We start from the raw sequence: 19,530 nt of genomic DNA, 5'->3' as shown, positions 1-19,530 counted from the left end.
TTTGCGATGTTGTCTCATATCTACTACGAAAAGGATCAGATCCTGGTCGTACAGTATCCAGCCCACTTAAGGATGCCATCAAAAAGATTGACAAATGTACCCGCATTATCAGTCCAAACTGTTCTGCAGATTCAAACTTTGAAATACATGCAGGACAAGTTGACAAAATTTGTCAACCAACGGGAGAAAGCTTTCGCATTTAGGAAATGCTATGGTCAAAAAGAAATGATGGCCATACAGATAATCAGATCAATGCTGAAGGCTAATCACGAATGCCGATTGCAAAAGTTTGTAAAAGCGGTGACTGACAAGCAAAACACGTTGTTTTTCCTTCAGCCGTCAAAGCAATCGACCTGTTATGAATATTTTATAGGAACCATTTATCCAATTATTCGCTGGTGTGCGGAAGCATCAAGCCAGTATTATCAAACGCCATTTCATAGGAAACCCGTGTCAAGGTAAGGCAGGCTAAAGTACCTCGTTCTTTTCGCCTCTATTCCTCCCATTTAGCCGGGAGGGTTCTGAACTATTGACTAAAAAAAATTAAAACAATGGAAAAACCAATCGTATATATCGCAGGGCCAGTAAGTGGTCAACCTGATTTAAATAGACAAGCATTTTATGCTGCACAAGAAGAGCTCAACGCTTTAGGTTTTGACGCTCGCAATCCCCATGATTTTTGTATCGGGATTAAATCGACGGATCCATCCGATCCAAAATTCTATAAAAGAGGCTTTCAGGTATTGACAGAGTGTACCGATATCCTGCTTCTGGATGGTTGGGCTTACTCCAATGGCGCTCATGTTGAACGCGATGCAGCAGTCCTTTTTAAGCTCGGCATTTTCGAGTCAATTGATGATCTGAAGTTGAAATATTCAAACGAACTGTAGACATGGCCACACTACTTATCATCGCGTCACTGGCTCTTAATGTCGCCTTAATTACCATTATTAGGATAATCCGTAAAGGTCATCAGAGAAAACAAGTTCATTCAACCTGTAAGGATTATAAGAGAAATATCCAAGGTCGATTAATGGTTCCTTACTCTGAGATCAGCAGGAAATCTCTTACCCTTATATCTCATGCTGAGTTGTCTAAAGGCATTGGCATTATGCCTAAAATAATTACTGATCAGGTAGTAGGCTGTGTCACTGAAACTATTAAGGAAGAATTAGAATCAAAACCACAATTTATCAATATACAAGTTGCCAGAGATAGCAATTTCAAAAGAGTTGTTGTTGATTTTGATTTTGACCTGATCTTAAAAAGCTGTGCAAGTATTCAGACAGATCTCAATAAACCACGAATAATTAACACTCACTTTTAATAACCTATTACTATGAATAATCTATCAACAGTGATCGAAATGCAGCAACAGCAGATCGATGCGCAGCAGGCGCAGATATCATATATGAGCAACATCATTTTGATCATGTTCATCGCAGGGTGCGGCCTTATACTCGCATTACTATGCCTAATACTATACCGTAAAGATCAGATACAATCCGAAGACCAAGACTAAATGAAGAACTACAAAATCACCAAAGAGGATATCTTCCAAAAAACCGAAGGCGGACTCGATATCATCCGGCATTATGTTCCGGAGATCGACGAATGCCTGCGGACTAAGAAGAAATTCAAATTGCACGAAGAAGAAACACCTTCCTCGTCGATCAAGAAAATGAGCGATGGCAATTATGTCGTTGCAGATTTTGGTGACGGTGGTAGATGGATGAACGGTATTGCTCTTGTCCAGGACAAAGAGAAGGTGGAGTATGGTGAGGCTATACGGATTATTGCGGAACGACATGGTATTGGTTCTTCAGAGGAAATAAAGTCGATGTATGAAGCTCAGGTCAGCACCAAAGATGCAGAGCCTGATCAGGCTGATGGAACATGGATCTTTAACCCGATCGAGGAAATACCCGAAAATCATTTACAGATAATTTTCAGCGATAAAACGATTGCATATATCGAGAATCAGTATCGTGATGTATCTGACAAAGGCGAGCGTAAAGAGAAAGTCTTAGCCCATCTGAGAAAGATTATGCTTGAACAGCATTGGCATGGTCTGGAAAGCTATACAATTATCAAAAAACGTAAGGCGATTACTTTTACAGCTTCTGAATTCTATCCTATTTTCAGGATTGAGGAACAGCCTGCTGAGGGAAAGACTTTTTCGAAAATTTACCAGCCAAAGTCCAAAGACAAAAGCAGAAGGTTCTTCTATCATGGCGATTTCGATGCACAATTTCTGCATGGTTTAAAGCAGGTGAAAAAAGCTTATCAGGAATACATTGACGAGCACGGAGAAGATGAGGACGAAAACAAGGAAAAAGGAAAGGTTGTCAAACTACCTGAAATATTTTTCTGTACCGGTGGATCCGATGCGTTGAACCTAAAAGCAATTGGATATCATGTTGTCTACCCATCATCTGAGCATTTTAAACTATCGAAAGATCAGCTTTTCAATCTGTTCGTTATGGCTGATTCTGTGATGACCTGTCCGGATCTTGATGCAACTGGTCAAATGCAAAACCATAGACTTTGCCTTACTCCTACTTCTGACCTGTTTTTGGATATCCGTACCGTTGAACTTCCGGAATACCTGAAGAAACACCGTGATCAATACGGCCGCCCATGTAAAGATGTCCGTGATTATCTAAAATACTATCGCGCAACTGACTTCCGCAATCTTGTAAAGATCGCACGCATGTACCGTTTCTGGGATTATCATCTGGCGCTTGACCGTAATGGCAAGGAGAAGATCCGGTATGGCAGGAAGCTTTATGAATACAAAATATCCATGGAGCGTGTGCTTAACTTCCTGATCAAAGTTGGATTCGGAAGGCTTAAGAACCAAATGGAGGCTATGGAATTTGTCCAGGTCGAGGGCAATCAAGTTCGAAAGGTTAATATCATAGATATAAAAAGTTACCTACTGAATTTCCTGCGATCGCGTTTCATGCCTGAGGATCTGATCAATATTATCCACCGTCCACAGATCATATCGTCATCGTCTTTTGATTCTCTGCCTTTGCTGGAGCCGGACTTCAAGGATTATGATCACCTATCTCAATATATGTTCTTCCAAAATATCAGCTGGAAGATCAGCGCCAAAGGCATAGAGGAATTTGCCAATGATAAGGTCGATAAGATGGTGTGGGAACACCGGATACTTCCACGTAAAGTCAAGTTGCTACCTCCTATGTTCAACATAAGTTTGACAGAGGATGGACTATATGACTTGCAGGTATTAGACGACAGGGACATGTTTTTCCGCTTCCTGATGCAGGGGTCACGCGTACACTGGCGCAAAGAATTGGAGACGAACCTTGAAGGTCTTAGCGAAGAAGAAAAGGAAAAATACAAGCAGGAAAATAAGTTCACCGTGTTTGGGCCGAACCTCACTCCTGAAGAACGTCAGGATCAGATTCACCACCTCTGCAACAAGATCTATCTATTTGGATACATGATGCACCGGTTCAAAAATGATTCGAGAGCATGGGTTCCATATCCAATGGATGATACTCCCAATCATGAAAATGATGACTCAAATGGTAGATCTGGAAAATCACTTTTCGTCAAAGCACTTGGTACGGTAAAGAACCTATTGATATTGGACGGTAAGGACGAAAATCTATTTAAGGATAATCACGTGTTCGAGGAAGTGACAATCGATACAGATATGATCCTAGTCGATGATGCGACGAAAGATTTTCCAATCAAACGTACTTTCTCGTTGACTACCGGTGACCTTAAAATGAATCCTAAAGGAACCAAGCGGGTAACCATACCTTTTGATCTTGCACCAAAACTAAGTATTACGACAAATTTTGCTCTAGATGATGACAGCGCATCAGCAAAGGCACGGGTGTTTTTTGCTGGCTTCTCTAACTACTACCATTTTGATGCGGAAAAAAAGACTTTCAACGAAACCCGACAGCCTATTGATGATTTTGGCAAACAGATGTTCAAGGTTGACTATACCGAAGAGGAATGGAACCTGTCCATGAACTTTATGGCCCAATGCTGCCAACTCTATTTATCCTGGCCGCATGAAGCTATAAAAGCTCCTATGGCAAATATTACTGACCGGACGATGGTCAACTTACTTGGATTGAATTTCCTCGGCTGGGCTGAAGTATTTTTCTCGGAAGAGTCAGGACGTATGGATTGTTTCATGCCACTTCAATATGCCCTTGAGGATTACATCTCAGAGTCAGGAGTCAAAACTTTGAAAGCACACGGTTTTGGAATAAAGATGAAACAGTTTGCACGGCTTAAGGGCTACGAATTCAATCCAAAATCAGAGCAAAATAAAGATGGCCGGTTAACCAAAAATATCAATGAGTTCAGATACGACACGCGCGAAAGGCGGTGGATCAATACCGGGAGAAAAAAAACCCAGACCATGATCTATCTGAGATCCGACATGTCAACAATTAATAACAGAATATATGACCCGTCAGCAGAGAGCATTGAAGTGCCTCAACCCGACGAAAAGAAAAAATTACCATGGGAGTAAACAAAGAACTAACACCGTTGCAGCAGCTGGCTGCATCCCTTCAGGGAATATATGAACCACGTCCATATATGGGCGGGATTGAATTCAGATCTATGAATAGTCTAGATCAATTAAAGCAGGATATACCCCGGCTGATCAAGGCTAATAACTGGCCACTGGAAGTATTCAAGACAGATGTTCGTGTCAGGTCGGTATCGGTCAGAGAAATCAAGGAACCATGACACTGGGCAAAAGGTCGATCCGGTGGCCATTAGGTTGCCGGTTCGTTGACTACAACAATAAAAAGTTCACCATCCGAAAGATCGTATTCGGAAATGCAATTGAGGGACAGTGCAATGAGATCTGTATCGACGAGGGTTTGATCCTCTTCAACTCAAGCAATGAACCTCAGACAGCGGCTGGATTCGTCCAGGACGGATCCGAAGAAATGAAGACGATATCGGTCGATGAACTTGAAGAACTGTACAGAACTAGAAATATTGATTACCTGCCATATGGCACTTAAAAAATTAACATGAACAATTTAGAAAACAACTTCCCGGAAAGACTGCTAGACGGCCGCTTTACGGACATCATGATAGACTTGGAAACATTGGACACCAAAAATTCAACAGCAATTGCCAGCATCGCTGCTCAAGCATTCAATATTGAGACTGGCGAAGTAAGTCCAGACACCTTCTATGCAACACTTAACTATGAAAGGCAGATCCACGAAGGGCGGACAATATCTGTTGATACAATGCTATGGTGGGGCAACCAATCCGAGGAAGCCAAAGAGGAAGCGTTCGGGGGCAACATGCCCTTATGGGAAGCCCTTATCGAACTGAGAAGATATTTCGATAAGTATTGCTACACAGATAGGCATGTATGGGCCAAATCTCCGGCTTTTGATCTCTCGGTTCTTAAGCACGCCTACGATGAGTTGGAGCAGGAAGCTTATTGGCACTATTCAAACGAGCGCGATGTCCGGACTTACCTATGGTCAACAGTAAACTTGATCGACCCGACTGATGATAACACTACACATATATCTAGAGAAGATGTGGCTGATCAGATCACTAAGGTATGTCATGTGTATCAAGTAATCAATTCAAAATAACCATGACATGGCTAACTGATAGAGAGAAAAAGAAAGTTTACCAGGACTGGCTGTCAGAAGGACTTACTCTTTATCAGTTAGGCCAGCGGTATAATATTTCGCAGGCGACAGCTAGTAATATCATTTCAAAATTTCTAAACCACAAAAATGAACAAGAAAATAGAAAGGAGGCTTCCTCCATATCAATTAAATGGCAGGGGAAACCCGATAGATCTGAATGATCCCAAAGATTGCGAACTGGTAATCAAGCGGAACAAGTTCCTCCAGGAGTCGATTGACAATGGCGTGCAATTGTACGACGTAGAAATAAAGGCATCGATACACATCGAATTCCCCTGCTTCAAATGCGGATCTACAATAGAGCTCACAAATAGTCCCAACCTAGAAAATGGATACTACGCCATAGAACTCGAGGAACTATTTGCCAAAGTTAAATGCAGCTGCTGTGGATCAAAATTCCGCATCGATGAAGACAATAATATTTTTCTCACTCAACAAAAAACAATAAAGAAAAAATGAAAGCAACAATTCAATTTAACGGAAAATCAGCTGTTATCGAACTAACACCTGATCAATTAGCACACGCTAAAAAGCAAACGTCTCATTTCACCAACATCAAAACATTGCAGGACGCATTGGATTACGTCGGCGAAACTATCGATCAATTCAATCATCGCACACAGTTTGATGATGATGCACAAAAGGCAGGTAAAGAACTTGAGGTTATTGTATTAGCTGTTCGTCAGGGTAACATTTTGGGTCATAACCAGGGAGACAAATGGTACTTTCCATTATTTTATTCGAAACGTTCGGCCTCCGGGTTCTCGTTTGACGACTGCGGCTACGGTCACTCGCGTTCGTGTGTCGGCTCCCGCCTCTGTGTTGAGAGTGCAGAAAAAGCAGAATATCTGGGTAAACAGTTTGCTGATATCTATGACAGATATCTTAACGCAAATGATCTGGCCATTGAAAATCAAACATCTTCTAGCGTTGAACCTAAAATATTCAACTCTTACAAAGACATCAAAACGATTGATGATGCTTGCGCAGCTTTAGGTATTGACCTTGTTATCTTCCTTGATGGAATAAAGAATCTTACTCCAGATACAAATGCTTACGAGCAATTGAAAGTTGTGGTACGGGCTCTTAATGGTGGTGAGCATATGGATTACAAGGATGAAGATGAATACAAATACTTCCCTTATTTCAATTCGGTCGGTTCGGCCTCCGGGTTCTCGTTTCGCGACTGCGGCTACGGTCACTCGGATTCGAGTGTCGGCTCCCGCCTCGCTTACAAATCAAGAGAGATAGCAGAATACGCAGGTAAACAGTTCATCGGATTGTACGATCAACACATTAATGGTTAAATCTTAAAAATAAAAAATAGCATGAAACATTTAGCAACATTCGAGGCAGCAGCCAAAACGATCGGACTAGATCCGGCACAACTTCCAATCGTATCGCACCTACCTGAGTCAATGCAAAAGGCTCCTGTAGCATTGTTTAAACTGTCGGTGATCAGTGCAGCTGCATGGAAAAAAGAAGGAAAAAAAATAGACTGGAATGACTGGACGCAAGAAAAGTTTTTCGCCTGGTGGAAAATGTCTTCAAATGGTGAATCGGTCGGTTCGGCCTCCGGGTTCTCGTTTCTCGACTACAGCTGCGATCGCTCGGGTTCGACTGTCGGCTCCCGCCTCGTATTCCCAACGAGAAAAGCGCTGGAGTATGTCGCTAAGACACACTATGATTTATACAGAGACATCTACGTGATCGACTAAAGAAAATAAGGTGGCCCATCTTAGCTGCTGAGTCGGTTCGGCCTCCAGGTTCTCGTTTAACGACTACAACTACGATAACTCGAATTCGAATGTCAGCTCCCGAAACTGTAAGGAAAGATATTGAGATGGGCACCCTGCCATCATGGCAAAAAACAAAGGTTTAAACGGTCATTGGTAACCGACATAGGTGAAGATGACCAACTAAAACAGAGGCATGAAGAGAATAAACAATTTATACGAGCAAATTTACAGCATTTTTAATCTGGAATTGGCAGACCAACTCGCCGGTAATGGTAAAACGAAAACTTATGGAGTGATCATGCACCGGGCTGATCAGCAAATGAATCTTCTAAAGCTTCAACGGATGCTGATGGATAAGACCTATCGAACATCCAGATATCAGGTGTTTAAAGTTTATGAGCCAAAGGAAAGAGAAGTGTACCGACTCCCCTATTTTCCGGACAGGATTGCTCACCATGCGATCATGAATATTTTGGAACCAATATTCGTTCGGTCATTCACGACGGACTCATATAGCTGCATCAAAGGAATGGGATTGCATAAGGCATCCAGAAGATTAACTAAAGCATTAAAAGATACTACGTACAGCAAATACTGCCTAAAGCTTGATATTACCAAGTTTTATCCAAGCGTTGACCACGATATCCTCAAATCAAAGCTTAGGCGGAAATTCAAAGACGAGGATCTGCTGTGGCTGCTGGATGAGATTATAGATAGCGCTGACGGCCTACCCATAGGGAACTATTTAAGCCAGTATCTGGCTAATTTTTATCTGACAGGGCTTGATCACTGGCTAAAAGAAGTTAAAGGCGTACGCTATTATTTTAGATATGCTGACGACATTGTGATATTGGCCCCAGACAAGCAAGCACTGCATCAATTGCGTGCAGATATCTCGGAATATCTTGAGACGAATTTGAAGCTTAAGGTCAAGGGCAACTACCAAGTATTTCCTATAGATTCCCGCGGCATAGATTTTCTAGGTTACGTACATTTTTCAAAGTATATCCTGATCCGTAAAACCATAAAGAAGAATTTCGTTAAAGCGGTCAAATCGGGAAAGCCCCGATCCAGCATCGCAAGTTACCTCGGCTGGACAAAGCATGCCAATTGCCGGAATCTAGAACGAAAAATTTTAAATGAAAAAATTCAGCGACTTCAATATAACCGTAAATGTGGAAAGCTTCATCGGGGAGAAAATAAAAGTTACCAAGATTTTAAATCGACCAATAATCGTACATGCGTTCAAACTTGACCCATCAATTTACTATGAAGGCGAACGTATCGCAGTACAGATCGAAGTGGACGGTCAAAAGAGGGTTATATTCTCCGGATCAAAGAGACTAAAAGAACAGATTCTACAAGTCCCAAAGGAGGGATTCCCTTTTCACACCACAATCATTGAAGAAAATGACATGCATTTATTTAGTTAAAACAACTCCAAACATGAACATAAAGCAAAAATTGAAGCTGATTCTAGGACGAATCACATTCTTTCATTCCAAATCAAATTTCACAGATGATTATAACAAGGGTTTTAAACATGCAATAGACCTATTTTCGATCGCCATGGAAATGGAGTTTGGCACATGGTGCGAGGATCAAATTAACCTTCAATATGAAATTAGAAATTTGGAAAAGGAATTATCTGAGAAATCTCAGTTGGTAGCCAACCAACAGATCTGTATTAAAAACTTGCAGCGAGGTATAGATAAAGTACCGGTTTTTAAACTCGGAAAAACCCAGCGCAATAAACTCATCGGACTTTTGTCAAACATGACCGGGCTTAGTTACCTGGAAGTTCGCAAACATCTAAACAGTAGTGTTAAAATTCAGGAATTATAAAATATTGAAATGTATATACCAACAGTAAATTCATATTTTTCAAGTATTGGAGGATTAGACTTAGGACTTGTAAGAGCAGGACTGAAACTTCAAACTTCATTGGAACTAGATAGAGGAGCTGTCAGAATAATGGAAATGAATCGTCATCTATTCGGCGATCATAATATTATTCATCAGGATATAACTCAGGCCACAGTTCTTGATCAGGAGCAGGCAGATATTATGGCGGCAACTTATCCGTGTCAGAAGTATTCCACTATTGGAGATATTCACGGAACTCGAACTGGTGAAGACCTATATCTACATGCATTTAGACATTTCGTATTGGGACAGCCTGAAGCATTCTTATTGGAGAATGTCCCCGGTATGTTAAAATTCAAAGTGGTTATGGAAGCGATGACAAAATTACCTGGATATTATGTACATGTATTTTGTCCCGTTGATACAAGATCATGGTTACCGCAAAGACGTGACAGAGTAATAATATTTGGAACAAAAAGAAACTTTGATCCTAGACCCCCAAAAGGTACCAAGCAAATAGCGTTAGCATCTCTAATCGAAAAGGATCCTTTGATCGATATTCCAAATAATGTATTTGCGAGGATTCAGGGCAAATACAGAGATAAACCCATTATCGTAGATCCGAACATCCCGAATGCATATGCCCCTACTTGTGTTGCTCATTACGCCAAAGACCAAGGAACGAGGCTTGTAGTCGATAAGTACTCAAAACACGGCATACGACCGTTCACTGTACGAGAATGGGCAAGGCTCCAAGGTTTCCCGGACGAATTCATTTTCCCAAAAAACAAGGATGGATCTGATATCAAAAAGAACTATGTGCATTTTGGCAATGCAGTACCTGTACATATGGGCGAATGGGCTGGAAAAGAACTATTGAGATATTTTAATTAAAAAAAAGATAATTATGAAAACACTAAAAGAATTTGAAAAAATTGAGGAATTAGAGCTAGAGGAATATCTAGGGGCTAAACCTGTAGAAATCGATGAAGATCTTTGCCATCATATTTCACATGGTTATGTAGCATCAAACTATGTAGGTCACATTTCGGATGGGTATTACATCGATCAACAAGGCGAGGCAGCAGGTTCGTTTGATGATGGAGAAAACAAAGAACGATATACATATATGACTGTCGCCACATATCCTGATGGGACACATTGGTATCTGGGAATTTTGCCAGATCTTAACAGAGATAGCCAGGATGATTAACAATAAAATTAAAAAAGTAACGCCTACTATAGATCTAGGCGTTACTTTTTTAAACTTCCTTTAACCTCTTCCGTTCCAGAACAACCCATCTGATGGAATCCTCTAGTTCCTTGGGCCATTGCTTTAAACCTTCAGTGAGAATCCTAACACCAGCCTCAATACCGACTTCCTGAGAAGCTAGTAAAGCTGATCGTCTCATGTGATCTACATACTCAACTGGCGGCTCTTTATTTATCTTCATAATCACAAAACTATATTTTCATTTGGTATAATACTAATATTTTTAGTATTATTACAAAACAAAAGATTTATGCTATGGAAGAAACTAACATTTTAAAAGATGAGATGAATTATTTGCCAAAGGAATCCATTATTGAGTTGCTCAATCATTCCAACGATAAGCACATGGCTATACGTGACAAGGTCGAGCAGATATTCCTTTCCATGACTCATGGACGCGTCGAGAGATCCACACTTTCGACAGCTGAGATGCTGACAATAATTAGCACTCTTCTCGGCCGCCTTTAACCTCCACTCCCCGCCTTTCATTGGTTGAATTTCCAGCGCTCGCGTAGCAGCGCAAAATAGCAGCTGGCCCCAAAGGCCGGCTGCACCTTTTTATATCCCGCTGCCGCTCCGGCTTTTCCCTTTTACCCTTTAACTCTTTTAACCTTAAAATTTTTGTAATTCTGTAAACAAATAAAAAACAATAAGATAAAGGAGTGATCTACAGAAAATTAAGTGATTACAAAAAAATGTAACATAAAAAGGAGATATTACAAAAAAATGTAATCACCACAGCTCTATTTTAAAGATTACAAATTCAAAAAAAAATTGTAACCATAAATATGGCTAAATGTTTCAACATAACTTACTGTATATCAGATTAAAATTACAGGTTTACAGAATTACAGAAAACTATGCGATTTTTCAGGTACCCGTTGCAAAGTTGTCAACATGATCCGATTTTTATTTGGTAATATTTTATCACATACAATTCCGATCTAAGAGGAAAAATATGTATTAAATCTGCTATAAAAAATCGGAATAATCTGTTTAAATAAAACGCTATAATTATACTAAAAACCAATACATTAAATTCCGATCCAAGCGGAAAAATAAGTATCTTTGATTGTACCAATTTCGAAGTATTTATGAATGTTTTTTGCCATATCAAAAAAGATATCCTGCGCGACTACTTACATTACCTTTTTGCTTATGAAAATGATGCGTTCAGTATTTTCAGAGACACTAAGGTTGGAAAGTTTATTTGCTCAATGGTCAAGTATTCAGACTTCCCTATTGAGCAGAAATTTGATCCGGAAAAATCAGTCATTTTTAAACTGCCTAAAACATCGGCCATGCCAGGGTTATTCCAACGATTCTGCTATATCTCTATTGACGACCAGCAAAAGATCGAAGATTACATCACGGCAACATTTGAAAACGACTGGATCCAATTTTACTATAATGGAATGGCCTTAAAGATGAAGCAAAAGGATGTTATACAAACCTACATACTGTCCAGAAAGCTGGTTTCAAAGATCGGAGATCCGGAGCAGCTGAAGAAAAGGCAGTACAGATCAGAAGAAAAACAGATCAAACAATTGTACGAACGGCTAGCCAAACGCGTGCGGATCCAAAATGCAGCAATCAAAAAAGTTATAAACGAATATCAAGACGCCCTATGAAATTGATCGAATCCATACAATACGCTCCAGCTGATCAGATCGTGCGCTGGATACCTATAGACAACAACATTACAGTACAGCCCTTGAACGGCTGGTCAGACTTGCCTATGCATGTAACTTCCGGAGAATATACGAGCTCTGGTAAAACCGATAAATCAGGAAGACTGCATACGACAACAATCAGTGCGCGGTTAAAAGAACAAGTCATCCTGCCTGATCTTATCATCATCAGAATAAACTTTTGTCATGGCACTAACATAATTGTCGGATCGCCTGATATTCCAGTTGATATTAGTGACAATAATACGCTATTCCTTAGCACGATAAACATATCGCATAATTCAGTAACACCACCACTAAATGAAAAAAAGACGGTATAGAAAAGGTTATTCTAGAAATATGGTAGCTTATTACCATCTATCTAACTTCGTGATAATTCGTGAGCGATATGGACTTTACAGTTATCGAATGCTCTATAAACATAAGCATACAGGAGAAATAATACCAAATGACATAGTTCTGTCTCTTCAACAAATAGAGCAAAGAAAAACTTGGAATTCATTAAAAAAACTCTTTCCAACAGAGTAGATAACACCCCTCAAAACGTCCTTTCCTAGCCTAGCCTGCTTCGACACCTTTGCATCAAATCATAAGAATTATGCAAAGGAAACTAGCGGGCAATTGGCAATTCCATTTATTATCCACCATACTCAAAGGCCATTTCATGATATCGCCTACAGAGGCACAAGGTCTGTTGTCACAGGCCAAAGGTATCATAGCTAACAATGGCGTTTTCTCCAATCAGATCCAGGAACTTAAAGAAATTGATATCCGTGCTTTCTCTGCCGGGTCCGATGACGAGGTGACAGCTGAAGTTGATACGGAGCAGAAACGTGTTGTGGTGTTGCCAGTCAAAGGTGTAATGCTAAAGTATGGCACCATGTGCACATACGGCATGGATGAGATCGCCCATTACATTCGACACTTTGCTGCCAAAGAAAATGTATCTGGTATCGTCCTGGATATCGATACTGGAGGCGGTGCCTGCAATGCTGTTCCCCCGCTATTAGATGCGATCAACTATACGAAATCGCTCAATAAACCTATTGTGTCCACTATTGATTCAGCCTATTCTGCCGGGTACTGGACAGCTGCAGCCACTGATCGTATTTTCTTAGACAATGATACCGTATCGGGTACAGGATCTATTGGCGTCATGATCTCTTATTTGGATCCTATTCCCTATTACGAGAAAGAAGGTGCTAAATATCATGAGGTATATGCAGATCAGTCGCCAGATAAAAACAAACCTTTCCAGGAATTTTTAAAGGGAGAATATGATCTGATCCGCAAGGAGATGCTCAATCCTCTTGCAGATAAATTCCATGCTGCTGTAAAAGCCGGTCGACCTAACCTTAAATATGAAACGCAGGGCGTACTCTCCGGCGCAACATTCGATGCAGAGAAATCTATTGCCCTTGGTCTGGCTGATCAGCTGGGCGGACTTAAGGCAGCTATCGACTACGTCAATGTCCAATTCTGGACCAATCACAAATAATTTTTTCATCCTAAATCACTTAACTATGAATTTTAAAAAAATCAAAGCTATTTTCTTAAAGGCGATTGGGGTAACAACTTTGGCAGATAATACACTATCTGAGGATCAAGAAGCTACCTTAAAAACAGTATTCGGAGAAAATGCGCTTGCAGCTTTCAAAGAGGGCTTGTCTGCCGAAGATCCGGAGACCAAATCACAATCTATTCATGCTGCCATGAAAGAGTTTTTCACTGCTGAAGCTAATCAGGCCACTGCTAATATCTCAGCTCAGTTCGAGGCTCTAAAAGCAGAAAACGACCGATTGAAAGCTGAGAACAATAACAATCGACAAACGATCGCGACATTATTGGACACTCCGGAAGATTTACCTAATTCCGAAAACTTGGACGATTTAGGTCAACAAGCATCTAAGCCATTGAAGGTGAATACTACAGCTTCACATTATTCTCGTGCAATCGCTTATACGCGTACAGGTGTAGCTCCAACTGGAAAAGGTTCAATTGAGGTATCGGATTTACGAAGAGAATTTGGCACTTACCTTTCACAGGGCGTTAATAACCTTGATATCATTAAACAGATATTTAACGGTTTTACATCTCAAAAGTATTTTAAATCCGTACCAGCAACGACTGAATACCGTGCTGTCCAATCAATGATCAATTCTGTTGTTCAGCAGTTCAAACCGAAATGGACACCAAAGGGCAATGCTAAATTCACGCCCTTGAAGATTCCAAATTTCCGCCATAAAATCAACGTTCCGATCTATCCATCAGATGTGGTAGACAGCTACATGTTCCATTTGTATGACGAATCATTGACACCTAGTCAGATGCCGATTTCTAAATACATCATCAATGAGTTGATCTTGCCTAGAATCTTGGATGATATCGAACTTCGCATGATCTTCAAAGGTAAATATGTAGAATCGACAGATGATGAAGCAACGCCGGCTGAAGATTCAATGGATGGAATCGAAACTCTATTGATTAAAGAAAAAGCCAAAGCTGGCACACGAATTAACTTCTTCCCAAAAACAATCAACTGGGTAACAGCTACTGATGCGGAGGTAGTAAAATTTGTCGAAGAATTCGCGGACTTTGTCGATGACAAGCTCAAGATCAGAATGATCATGGCTTCAAAATTCGTTAAAAAACGTTATCAACGTGCCTATGAAAATGTTTACGGCGGGGGCACGAAGCAAGTTGGCGGAATGAATCCAAACGCAGAAGTCGATTACGTGGAGATGGAAATTGTTCATCTTGACGGCATGGGTAACTCTCCAATCCTTATCGCAACGGTTCCAGGTAATATGGTGAAGCTTCGTCACATTAACGAAGCGCCAAATATTATCAACAAAGTAGTTGAAGGTCACTACAATCTTGATATTGTTGGTGAGTTCTGGTTATCGGCAGGATTTGCAATTGCTGAAGCTGTTTTCACCTATGTACCCGACAATTATGATCCACAAGCAGGATTAAAACCAGATGCAGAATTCCCTGACGGCACATTACCGGCAGCTGATTCTGAGGGATCAGGATCTGCAGGCGGTGGCGTATAACTATCAACCAAAATCACTTAAGGGGCTTCGGCCCCTTTTATCCATTCACAATCAACTAACAAAAATAATATGGCAATTAAAGTTTCACTGCGAAAAAAATCAGCAGCTCCAATAGCCAAAGAAGGTGTTATCCAGCTTGTTCATTATGATGATATCGCAACATGGCCTGCACGTTCACAAGATGATGTCGTTGTTACCGGTAACATCGTATTAAAGCCCGACGCAAAGGCCATTGCATTGGAGGTCACAGCTGAGACCATTGATATCGCCAATGATATCGAAGGGGATCCAGACGCTGAGGGCGTTGTTCAAAAATTGGTATTTGAACACCCAGGTGTTCAGGCTGATTCAGAATTATTCTTCCAAAAATTTCTCGGTAAACCTTTTATCGGACTTTCAAACGACTGCTCCGGAGAGGGTACCCGCGTGATCGGATGGAAGTGTAATCCTATCTACTTATCTCCAGCTGGTCAGGACAACAACGACGGCGCAAAGACCACGGTCACAATGGCCCAACGTGTACGGTCAATCCTTCGTGCCGGCTTCTATAAAGGCACAGCTATTCCAAATCAACCCTGGAATGATCCGTCAGGATCTACCGGTTCGGGCGGAGCTGGAGTGTAAAACAAATCAGTAAACCAAGTGCCGGTAACCTACCGGCACTCAATACAATAAACCAATGAACTTATCAGAAAAAGAAAGCAAAGTTTTAGCCCTGGTCATTGCTGGGGTATTGATTGCCAGCGCTATCGCTGAGCAATCAGAGCTGTCTGTTGGATCAGTAAATGCCGTATTAAATTCACTGATCAGCAAAGATCTTCTATTACGTAATGAAGACAAATCTGTGTCTCTCACAGCAAAGGGTGTAGAATATAGAGATAGTGTTAATGAAAGCGATCAAGCCTCTAAAGATCCTAAAGGCGAAGAAAATAATTCGACTCCTATTATTCAAACCGATGGGCAGCAACCTATCGCAGTCGTAATTCCCTATCTTAAATCAGAAGCAGCTGGAGAAGAGCTACGTTATGCGTTGCGCTCCTGGGCGGATCATTTCCTTGCTGATCATCGGATCATTATTGTCGGTGACAGAGAAGACTGGTTTTCTCCAGAAATCACGCACGTTCCACTGGATCCAGTATTGATTTTGGAGGACTGCAATTGCGCAGCGCCTGCTGAAGTTAGAAACCCTCAGGCAGATGTCACTCATAAAATTTTGACGCTGATTGCTTCAGGAGAAGTGACTAGCGATTTCATCTTGACCAATGATGACATCTATCTAGCCGGCCCTACTTCTTTGATCGATATCCAGGTACTGAAAGCCTTTGGCGATCTGGAAGATCACGCCAAAGGAACATCGCTATTTTGTGAAAATTCCTTACGCACTAAACAAGCATTGGCAAAAGAAGGATTATCCACACATCATTATGGCACACATACGCCCATGTTTGTGAATGCGGAAATACTGGCTGAAGTCATTGAGAAATTCAATGCCACTGAAAAAGGGTTTCTGCTGACATCATTGTATTTTAACTACCGGTTCCCTGATGCACGTCCAATTCAGATTACAGGCAATATCAAAGATAGTGTGCTTGCCTCTGTGTACCGTGACAGCGTTGAGCCTGCTATGATGTGGGATATTTTCCAGCAACGGAAATTTATTAACTGCAATAGCAAAGGCTGGCTATCGGTCAAAAATGTTATTGCAAAAGTATTCCCTCAACCTTCCCGATATGAGCAATAAAAAAATATTGGTTACCGGCATTCTAGCGCTTGCCCTAGCCTGTGGTATTAAAACGGATGGTGATTATTTAGAGTTCAATAAGAATACACCGGACGTTCAGATCACCACCAATTTTCGTCTGCATGAATTCCTGACGAAAAATACCAAGAACTCATTTACCCGGATAAACGCTAACATCATCGCAGAAGTTCAGGATCTGCGCGATATCTTCGGATCTGCTATTGGGATATCCAGCAGCTATCGATCTCCGGAATACAACCGATCAGTCAATGGAGCAACTTCCAGTCAGCACATTTTGGGTAACGCCCTGGACACCTATCCAATCAATGGCAATCTTGCAGGCTGGAAAAAAGTCATTACGGAAAATAAAAAATCCGGAGGCATTGGATACTACAAATCATTTGTTCACATCGATACAGGTCGCACTAGATTCTGGAACGGATAAAAATCAATACAATGAATAGGAATTTAAATTTTGGTCAAGCTGTAGAAGCTTTAAAACAAGGTAAGCGAGTTGCTCGTCAAGGTTGGAACTGCAAAGGCATGTTTATATTTCAGCGACCTGGTGATATATTGAGTAAGAACTTTTTACCCAATGTAAAATCGCTGCCAGATGCTGTCAAAAAATACCTGATCGATCAGGACAGAGATATCGAATTTACACCTTACTTCTGTATGTATTCAGCAACTGGAGATATCGTCAATGGTTGGCTAGCGTCTCAAACAGATATGCAGGCTGAGGACTGGTGTGTTTTGGAGGATTAACGATGCTTTCATCTTTAGTTTATAATTGGTTATTAGGCGGAGCCGACCCAACGGTCGGCCTTCGCTTATTTATGGACTACACCGACCCGAATAAGTCCATCGCAAACATTGTGTCAAAGAATCCTGAAAGACATGTACAGCTTATAAAAACGGCTTTATTTAAAAAGGCTGATATACCACATGATTTTCAGGTGAACAAAGCTCATATCGAATCCAAAGCGGAAGTTATTGCAAAGACTCAGGAGTCAAATCGCAAGGAACAATTTCGCGTACGCACACAGTGGCCATTTCTGGCTGATCCCGAATGCCCGCCCGAATTAAAACTGTTGATATCTGATAAGATCACCATTTATTCCAATTGTGTAAAAGCTTACGAGTCGTTATCAGATGCCCAAGAAAATGAGCTATGTAATCAACTGCGTATCCTGGTGACAAACTTCGTGGACAATCATAAGATATACCAGGAATTACAGCACTACAAAAAATCGAAAACCACGCTCGGGGAACACCCGATATTTGCACAGATCAAGCGGATCAAAGATCTTCGGAATCTCAACACAATAGAGCTTTTTAAGAAAAAGAAAAATCTTGAGAACAATCTCTGGAGGACTAAAGCAAAACTGAAAAAAGAAAAACGCGACGATCTTGTCCGGCAGCGCAACGAAAAAATAAAAGAGCTCCAGATGCAACTGGCTGAAGTTAACCGGCTGCTAGCATAAATTTCCGTCCTTTCCCTGCCGCTATGTTAGTGGCATTTTTGTTTTATGGAGGAAAACAGACCCATAAGACACGCTAATCTTAACCTATCGGATGAAGAGTGGGACAAATTGGAAACCCTCTCCGCCCTGGGGTATTCCAATGATAAGATCGCCACATATTTCGGTATCAACAAAACCGTCTTCAGACAAGTCGCTGAAGACGGCAACTCCTTTCTGGCAGAACGTCTGGAAGCTGGCAAGCTCAAACAGGATATGGACGAACGTATGGCCCTGTACAATGTCGCTTTATCCGGAGACGTGCCTGCCCAAAAGCAGATCCACGAAATCAAGCGCAGCCGGGCGTTCAAAATATCCAAGATGGATATCTTCGGAACGTTCGAACATCGCCATATCCTGGAAAAATTAAACGATTACATCCAGGCAGGTAAAGCGATCGCTGATATCAGTGTCGAAGAGCAGCTCTACATCGATGCGTTGATCTTTATCCGTGACATGGATAGCATTTATGGCCGTCGTGCTACTGTTGATTTCTTTGTCAAAAACTTCGGACTAAAGCATCAGCGTGCATCGCAGATGTATGATGAAGCGGTAAACCTGTTCTATGGCGATCGTAACATCAATAAAAAAGCCCTCCGCCATAAGTATGCCGAACGCTTGGAGATGGCAGCAAACGTAGTTGCTCAAAACGCAGAATCTTCAAGGGATTATGAAGTGTATGGAAACCTGACCAAACAGGCTGCAACACTTCTGGAACTGGACAAGCCAGATGTCAACAAGCTTCCAAAAGAAATGTACCTGCCTCCTGTCAAAGTATTCACGCTCAATACGGAATTAGTGGGGCTTCCTCCTATCAACCGGAATGATCTCGCCGCAGAGATCGACGCACTCGATCAACCCGAGTCTGTCAAATCGAATTTACGTCAGGATGCAATGCTGGAACCGATCAAGCTGCTTGACAAGTTTGATATCATCGAAGAAGATTTTAAAAAATAA

The 19,530-nt window shown here is 41.2% G+C and carries 27 protein-coding genes; 26 read left to right on the top strand and 1 reads right to left on the bottom strand.

Going from position 1 to position 19,530, the window contains the following annotated elements; genetic code table 11:
- The first annotated feature begins 6 nt into the window (after positions 1-6).
- The 15 genes from B3600_RS18270 (at position 7) to B3600_RS18200 (ending at position 10,505) form a co-directional block, all read left to right on the top strand.
- A complete protein-coding gene (locus B3600_RS18270; RefSeq protein WP_286753904.1) occupies positions 7-462 on the top strand; it encodes a hypothetical protein in 456 nt (151 codons plus the stop codon).
- 89 nt (positions 463-551) lie between these two features.
- Entirely contained in the window at positions 552-890 is a 339-nt protein-coding gene (locus tag B3600_RS18265) for a DUF4406 domain-containing protein (protein ID WP_286753903.1), read from the top strand.
- A gap of 2 nt (positions 891-892) precedes the next feature.
- Entirely contained in the window at positions 893-1,327 is a 435-nt protein-coding gene (locus B3600_RS18260) for a hypothetical protein (protein ID WP_286753902.1), read from the top strand.
- Positions 1,328-1,339: 12 nt separating this feature from the next.
- A complete protein-coding gene (locus tag B3600_RS18255) occupies positions 1,340-1,522 on the top strand; it encodes a hypothetical protein (RefSeq protein ID WP_286753901.1) in 183 nt (60 codons plus the stop codon).
- A complete protein-coding gene (locus tag B3600_RS18250; RefSeq protein WP_286753900.1) occupies positions 1,523-4,528 on the top strand; it encodes a hypothetical protein in 3,006 nt (1,001 codons plus the stop codon). It abuts the gene before it with no gap.
- Positions 4,519-4,749: a hypothetical protein gene (locus B3600_RS18245; RefSeq protein ID WP_286753899.1), complete on the top strand. Its 231-nt coding sequence runs from the start codon at positions 4,519-4,521 to the stop codon at positions 4,747-4,749. Before B3600_RS18250 ends, B3600_RS18245 begins: the two co-directional genes overlap by 10 nt.
- Positions 4,746-5,033 carry a hypothetical protein gene (locus B3600_RS18240; protein WP_286753898.1) on the top strand — a complete coding sequence of 96 codons (288 nt, stop codon included), beginning with the start codon at positions 4,746-4,748 and terminating at the stop codon, positions 5,031-5,033. Before B3600_RS18245 ends, B3600_RS18240 begins: the two co-directional genes overlap by 4 nt.
- A 69-nt stretch (positions 5,034-5,102) precedes the next feature.
- Complete coding sequence (locus B3600_RS18235; protein WP_286753897.1) at positions 5,103-5,627, top strand: 3'-5' exonuclease; 525 nt, start codon at positions 5,103-5,105, stop codon at positions 5,625-5,627.
- A gap of 147 nt (positions 5,628-5,774) precedes the next feature.
- Positions 5,775-6,146, top strand: coding sequence for a hypothetical protein (locus B3600_RS18230; RefSeq protein WP_286753896.1), 372 nt, complete (start codon positions 5,775-5,777; stop codon positions 6,144-6,146).
- Positions 6,143-6,994, top strand: coding sequence for a hypothetical protein (locus tag B3600_RS18225; protein WP_286753895.1), 852 nt, complete (start codon positions 6,143-6,145; stop codon positions 6,992-6,994). The genes B3600_RS18230 and B3600_RS18225 overlap by 4 nt, the downstream gene beginning before the upstream one ends.
- Before the next feature lie 21 nt (positions 6,995-7,015).
- Positions 7,016-7,405 (top strand): hypothetical protein, encoded by a 390-nt coding sequence (locus B3600_RS18220; protein WP_286753894.1) that lies wholly within the window; start codon positions 7,016-7,018, stop codon positions 7,403-7,405.
- Positions 7,406-7,619: 214 nt separating this feature from the next.
- Positions 7,620-8,681: an RNA-directed DNA polymerase gene (locus tag B3600_RS18215; protein ID WP_286753893.1), complete on the top strand. Its 1,062-nt coding sequence runs from the start codon at positions 7,620-7,622 to the stop codon at positions 8,679-8,681.
- A 191-nt stretch (positions 8,682-8,872) separates the two neighbouring features.
- The gene (locus tag B3600_RS18210; RefSeq protein ID WP_286753892.1) at positions 8,873-9,271 is read left to right on the top strand and encodes a hypothetical protein; all 399 of its coding nucleotides are present in this window, start codon (positions 8,873-8,875) and stop codon (positions 9,269-9,271) included.
- 9 nt (positions 9,272-9,280) lie between these two features.
- Positions 9,281-10,186: a DNA cytosine methyltransferase gene (locus B3600_RS18205; RefSeq protein WP_286753891.1), complete on the top strand. Its 906-nt coding sequence runs from the start codon at positions 9,281-9,283 to the stop codon at positions 10,184-10,186.
- 13 nt (positions 10,187-10,199) lie between these two features.
- Positions 10,200-10,505 carry a hypothetical protein gene (locus B3600_RS18200; RefSeq protein ID WP_286753890.1) on the top strand — a complete coding sequence of 102 codons (306 nt, stop codon included), beginning with the start codon at positions 10,200-10,202 and terminating at the stop codon, positions 10,503-10,505.
- 49 nt (positions 10,506-10,554) lie between these two features.
- Here the strand turns inward: B3600_RS18200 and B3600_RS18195 are convergent, their stop codons facing one another.
- Complete coding sequence (locus B3600_RS18195) at positions 10,555-10,704, bottom strand: hypothetical protein (protein ID WP_286753889.1); 150 nt, start codon at positions 10,702-10,704, stop codon at positions 10,555-10,557.
- 116 nt (positions 10,705-10,820) lie between these two features.
- Between B3600_RS18195 and B3600_RS18190 the strand changes: the two genes are divergently transcribed.
- The 11 genes from B3600_RS18190 to B3600_RS18140 all read left to right on the top strand — a co-directional run bounded on the left by B3600_RS18190 (position 10,821) and on the right by B3600_RS18140 (position 19,530).
- Positions 10,821-11,033, top strand: coding sequence for a hypothetical protein (locus tag B3600_RS18190; RefSeq protein ID WP_286753888.1), 213 nt, complete (start codon positions 10,821-10,823; stop codon positions 11,031-11,033).
- A 626-nt stretch (positions 11,034-11,659) separates the two neighbouring features.
- Positions 11,660-12,196, top strand: a complete 537-nt coding sequence (locus tag B3600_RS18185) for a hypothetical protein (protein WP_286753887.1) — start codon at positions 11,660-11,662, stop codon at positions 12,194-12,196.
- Complete coding sequence (locus tag B3600_RS18180) at positions 12,193-12,576, top strand: hypothetical protein (RefSeq protein WP_286753886.1); 384 nt, start codon at positions 12,193-12,195, stop codon at positions 12,574-12,576. Before B3600_RS18185 ends, B3600_RS18180 begins: the two co-directional genes overlap by 4 nt.
- Before the next feature lie 278 nt (positions 12,577-12,854).
- On the top strand, positions 12,855-13,754 hold the full coding sequence (locus B3600_RS18175; protein ID WP_286753885.1) for a S49 family peptidase: 900 nt from the start codon (positions 12,855-12,857) through the stop codon (positions 13,752-13,754).
- 25 nt (positions 13,755-13,779) lie between these two features.
- A complete protein-coding gene (locus B3600_RS18170) occupies positions 13,780-15,312 on the top strand; it encodes a hypothetical protein (RefSeq protein ID WP_286753884.1) in 1,533 nt (510 codons plus the stop codon).
- A 69-nt stretch (positions 15,313-15,381) separates the two neighbouring features.
- Positions 15,382-15,936: a hypothetical protein gene (locus tag B3600_RS18165; protein ID WP_286753883.1), complete on the top strand. Its 555-nt coding sequence runs from the start codon at positions 15,382-15,384 to the stop codon at positions 15,934-15,936.
- A 55-nt stretch (positions 15,937-15,991) separates the two neighbouring features.
- Entirely contained in the window at positions 15,992-17,053 is a 1,062-nt protein-coding gene (locus B3600_RS18160) for a hypothetical protein (RefSeq protein ID WP_286753882.1), read from the top strand.
- Positions 17,043-17,498 (top strand): YcbK family protein, encoded by a 456-nt coding sequence (locus B3600_RS18155; RefSeq protein ID WP_286753881.1) that lies wholly within the window; start codon positions 17,043-17,045, stop codon positions 17,496-17,498. Before B3600_RS18160 ends, B3600_RS18155 begins: the two co-directional genes overlap by 11 nt.
- An 11-nt stretch (positions 17,499-17,509) precedes the next feature.
- Entirely contained in the window at positions 17,510-17,818 is a 309-nt protein-coding gene (locus B3600_RS18150) for a DUF2829 domain-containing protein (protein ID WP_286753880.1), read from the top strand.
- A 2-nt stretch (positions 17,819-17,820) separates the two neighbouring features.
- On the top strand, positions 17,821-18,537 hold the full coding sequence (locus tag B3600_RS18145; protein WP_286753879.1) for a hypothetical protein: 717 nt from the start codon (positions 17,821-17,823) through the stop codon (positions 18,535-18,537).
- Positions 18,538-18,582: 45 nt separating this feature from the next.
- Positions 18,583-19,530 (top strand): hypothetical protein, encoded by a 948-nt coding sequence (locus tag B3600_RS18140; RefSeq protein WP_286753878.1) that lies wholly within the window; start codon positions 18,583-18,585, stop codon positions 19,528-19,530.

Source organism: Sphingobacterium sp. UBA2480 (assembly GCF_002341965.1).
GTDB classification, from domain to species: domain Bacteria; phylum Bacteroidota; class Bacteroidia; order Sphingobacteriales; family Sphingobacteriaceae; genus Sphingobacterium; species Sphingobacterium multivorum.
The sequence above is the reverse complement of the archived record's forward strand: the minus strand, read 5'-3'. Positions and strand labels throughout refer to the sequence as shown.

Excerpts from the sequence above, each read along its gene's own strand:
- B3600_RS18270 (WP_286753904.1), top strand. The coding sequence starts at position 7 with ATGTTGTCTCATATCTACTACGAAAAGGATCAGATCCTGGTCGTACAG.
- B3600_RS18265 (WP_286753903.1), top strand. The coding sequence starts at position 552 with ATGGAAAAACCAATCGTATATATCGCAGGGCCAGTAAGTGGTCAACCT.
- B3600_RS18260 (WP_286753902.1), top strand. The coding sequence starts at position 893 with ATGGCCACACTACTTATCATCGCGTCACTGGCTCTTAATGTCGCCTTA.
- B3600_RS18255 (WP_286753901.1), top strand. The coding sequence starts at position 1,340 with ATGAATAATCTATCAACAGTGATCGAAATGCAGCAACAGCAGATCGAT.
- B3600_RS18250 (WP_286753900.1), top strand. The coding sequence starts at position 1,523 with ATGAAGAACTACAAAATCACCAAAGAGGATATCTTCCAAAAAACCGAA.
- B3600_RS18245 (WP_286753899.1), top strand. The coding sequence starts at position 4,519 with ATGGGAGTAAACAAAGAACTAACACCGTTGCAGCAGCTGGCTGCATCC.
- B3600_RS18240 (WP_286753898.1), top strand. The coding sequence starts at position 4,746 with ATGACACTGGGCAAAAGGTCGATCCGGTGGCCATTAGGTTGCCGGTTC.
- B3600_RS18235 (WP_286753897.1), top strand. The coding sequence starts at position 5,103 with ATGATAGACTTGGAAACATTGGACACCAAAAATTCAACAGCAATTGCC.
- B3600_RS18230 (WP_286753896.1), top strand. The coding sequence starts at position 5,775 with ATGAACAAGAAAATAGAAAGGAGGCTTCCTCCATATCAATTAAATGGC.
- B3600_RS18225 (WP_286753895.1), top strand. The coding sequence starts at position 6,143 with ATGAAAGCAACAATTCAATTTAACGGAAAATCAGCTGTTATCGAACTA.
- B3600_RS18220 (WP_286753894.1), top strand. The coding sequence starts at position 7,016 with ATGAAACATTTAGCAACATTCGAGGCAGCAGCCAAAACGATCGGACTA.
- B3600_RS18215 (WP_286753893.1), top strand. The coding sequence starts at position 7,620 with ATGAAGAGAATAAACAATTTATACGAGCAAATTTACAGCATTTTTAAT.
- B3600_RS18210 (WP_286753892.1), top strand. The coding sequence starts at position 8,873 with ATGAACATAAAGCAAAAATTGAAGCTGATTCTAGGACGAATCACATTC.
- B3600_RS18205 (WP_286753891.1), top strand. The coding sequence starts at position 9,281 with ATGTATATACCAACAGTAAATTCATATTTTTCAAGTATTGGAGGATTA.
- B3600_RS18200 (WP_286753890.1), top strand. The coding sequence starts at position 10,200 with ATGAAAACACTAAAAGAATTTGAAAAAATTGAGGAATTAGAGCTAGAG.
- B3600_RS18195 (WP_286753889.1), bottom strand. The coding sequence starts at position 10,704 with ATGAGACGATCAGCTTTACTAGCTTCTCAGGAAGTCGGTATTGAGGCT.
- B3600_RS18190 (WP_286753888.1), top strand. The coding sequence starts at position 10,821 with ATGGAAGAAACTAACATTTTAAAAGATGAGATGAATTATTTGCCAAAG.
- B3600_RS18185 (WP_286753887.1), top strand. The coding sequence starts at position 11,660 with ATGAATGTTTTTTGCCATATCAAAAAAGATATCCTGCGCGACTACTTA.
- B3600_RS18180 (WP_286753886.1), top strand. The coding sequence starts at position 12,193 with ATGAAATTGATCGAATCCATACAATACGCTCCAGCTGATCAGATCGTG.
- B3600_RS18175 (WP_286753885.1), top strand. The coding sequence starts at position 12,855 with ATGCAAAGGAAACTAGCGGGCAATTGGCAATTCCATTTATTATCCACC.
- B3600_RS18170 (WP_286753884.1), top strand. The coding sequence starts at position 13,780 with ATGAATTTTAAAAAAATCAAAGCTATTTTCTTAAAGGCGATTGGGGTA.
- B3600_RS18165 (WP_286753883.1), top strand. The coding sequence starts at position 15,382 with ATGGCAATTAAAGTTTCACTGCGAAAAAAATCAGCAGCTCCAATAGCC.
- B3600_RS18160 (WP_286753882.1), top strand. The coding sequence starts at position 15,992 with ATGAACTTATCAGAAAAAGAAAGCAAAGTTTTAGCCCTGGTCATTGCT.
- B3600_RS18155 (WP_286753881.1), top strand. The coding sequence starts at position 17,043 with ATGAGCAATAAAAAAATATTGGTTACCGGCATTCTAGCGCTTGCCCTA.
- B3600_RS18150 (WP_286753880.1), top strand. The coding sequence starts at position 17,510 with ATGAATAGGAATTTAAATTTTGGTCAAGCTGTAGAAGCTTTAAAACAA.
- B3600_RS18145 (WP_286753879.1), top strand. The coding sequence starts at position 17,821 with ATGCTTTCATCTTTAGTTTATAATTGGTTATTAGGCGGAGCCGACCCA.
- B3600_RS18140 (WP_286753878.1), top strand. The coding sequence starts at position 18,583 with ATGGAGGAAAACAGACCCATAAGACACGCTAATCTTAACCTATCGGAT.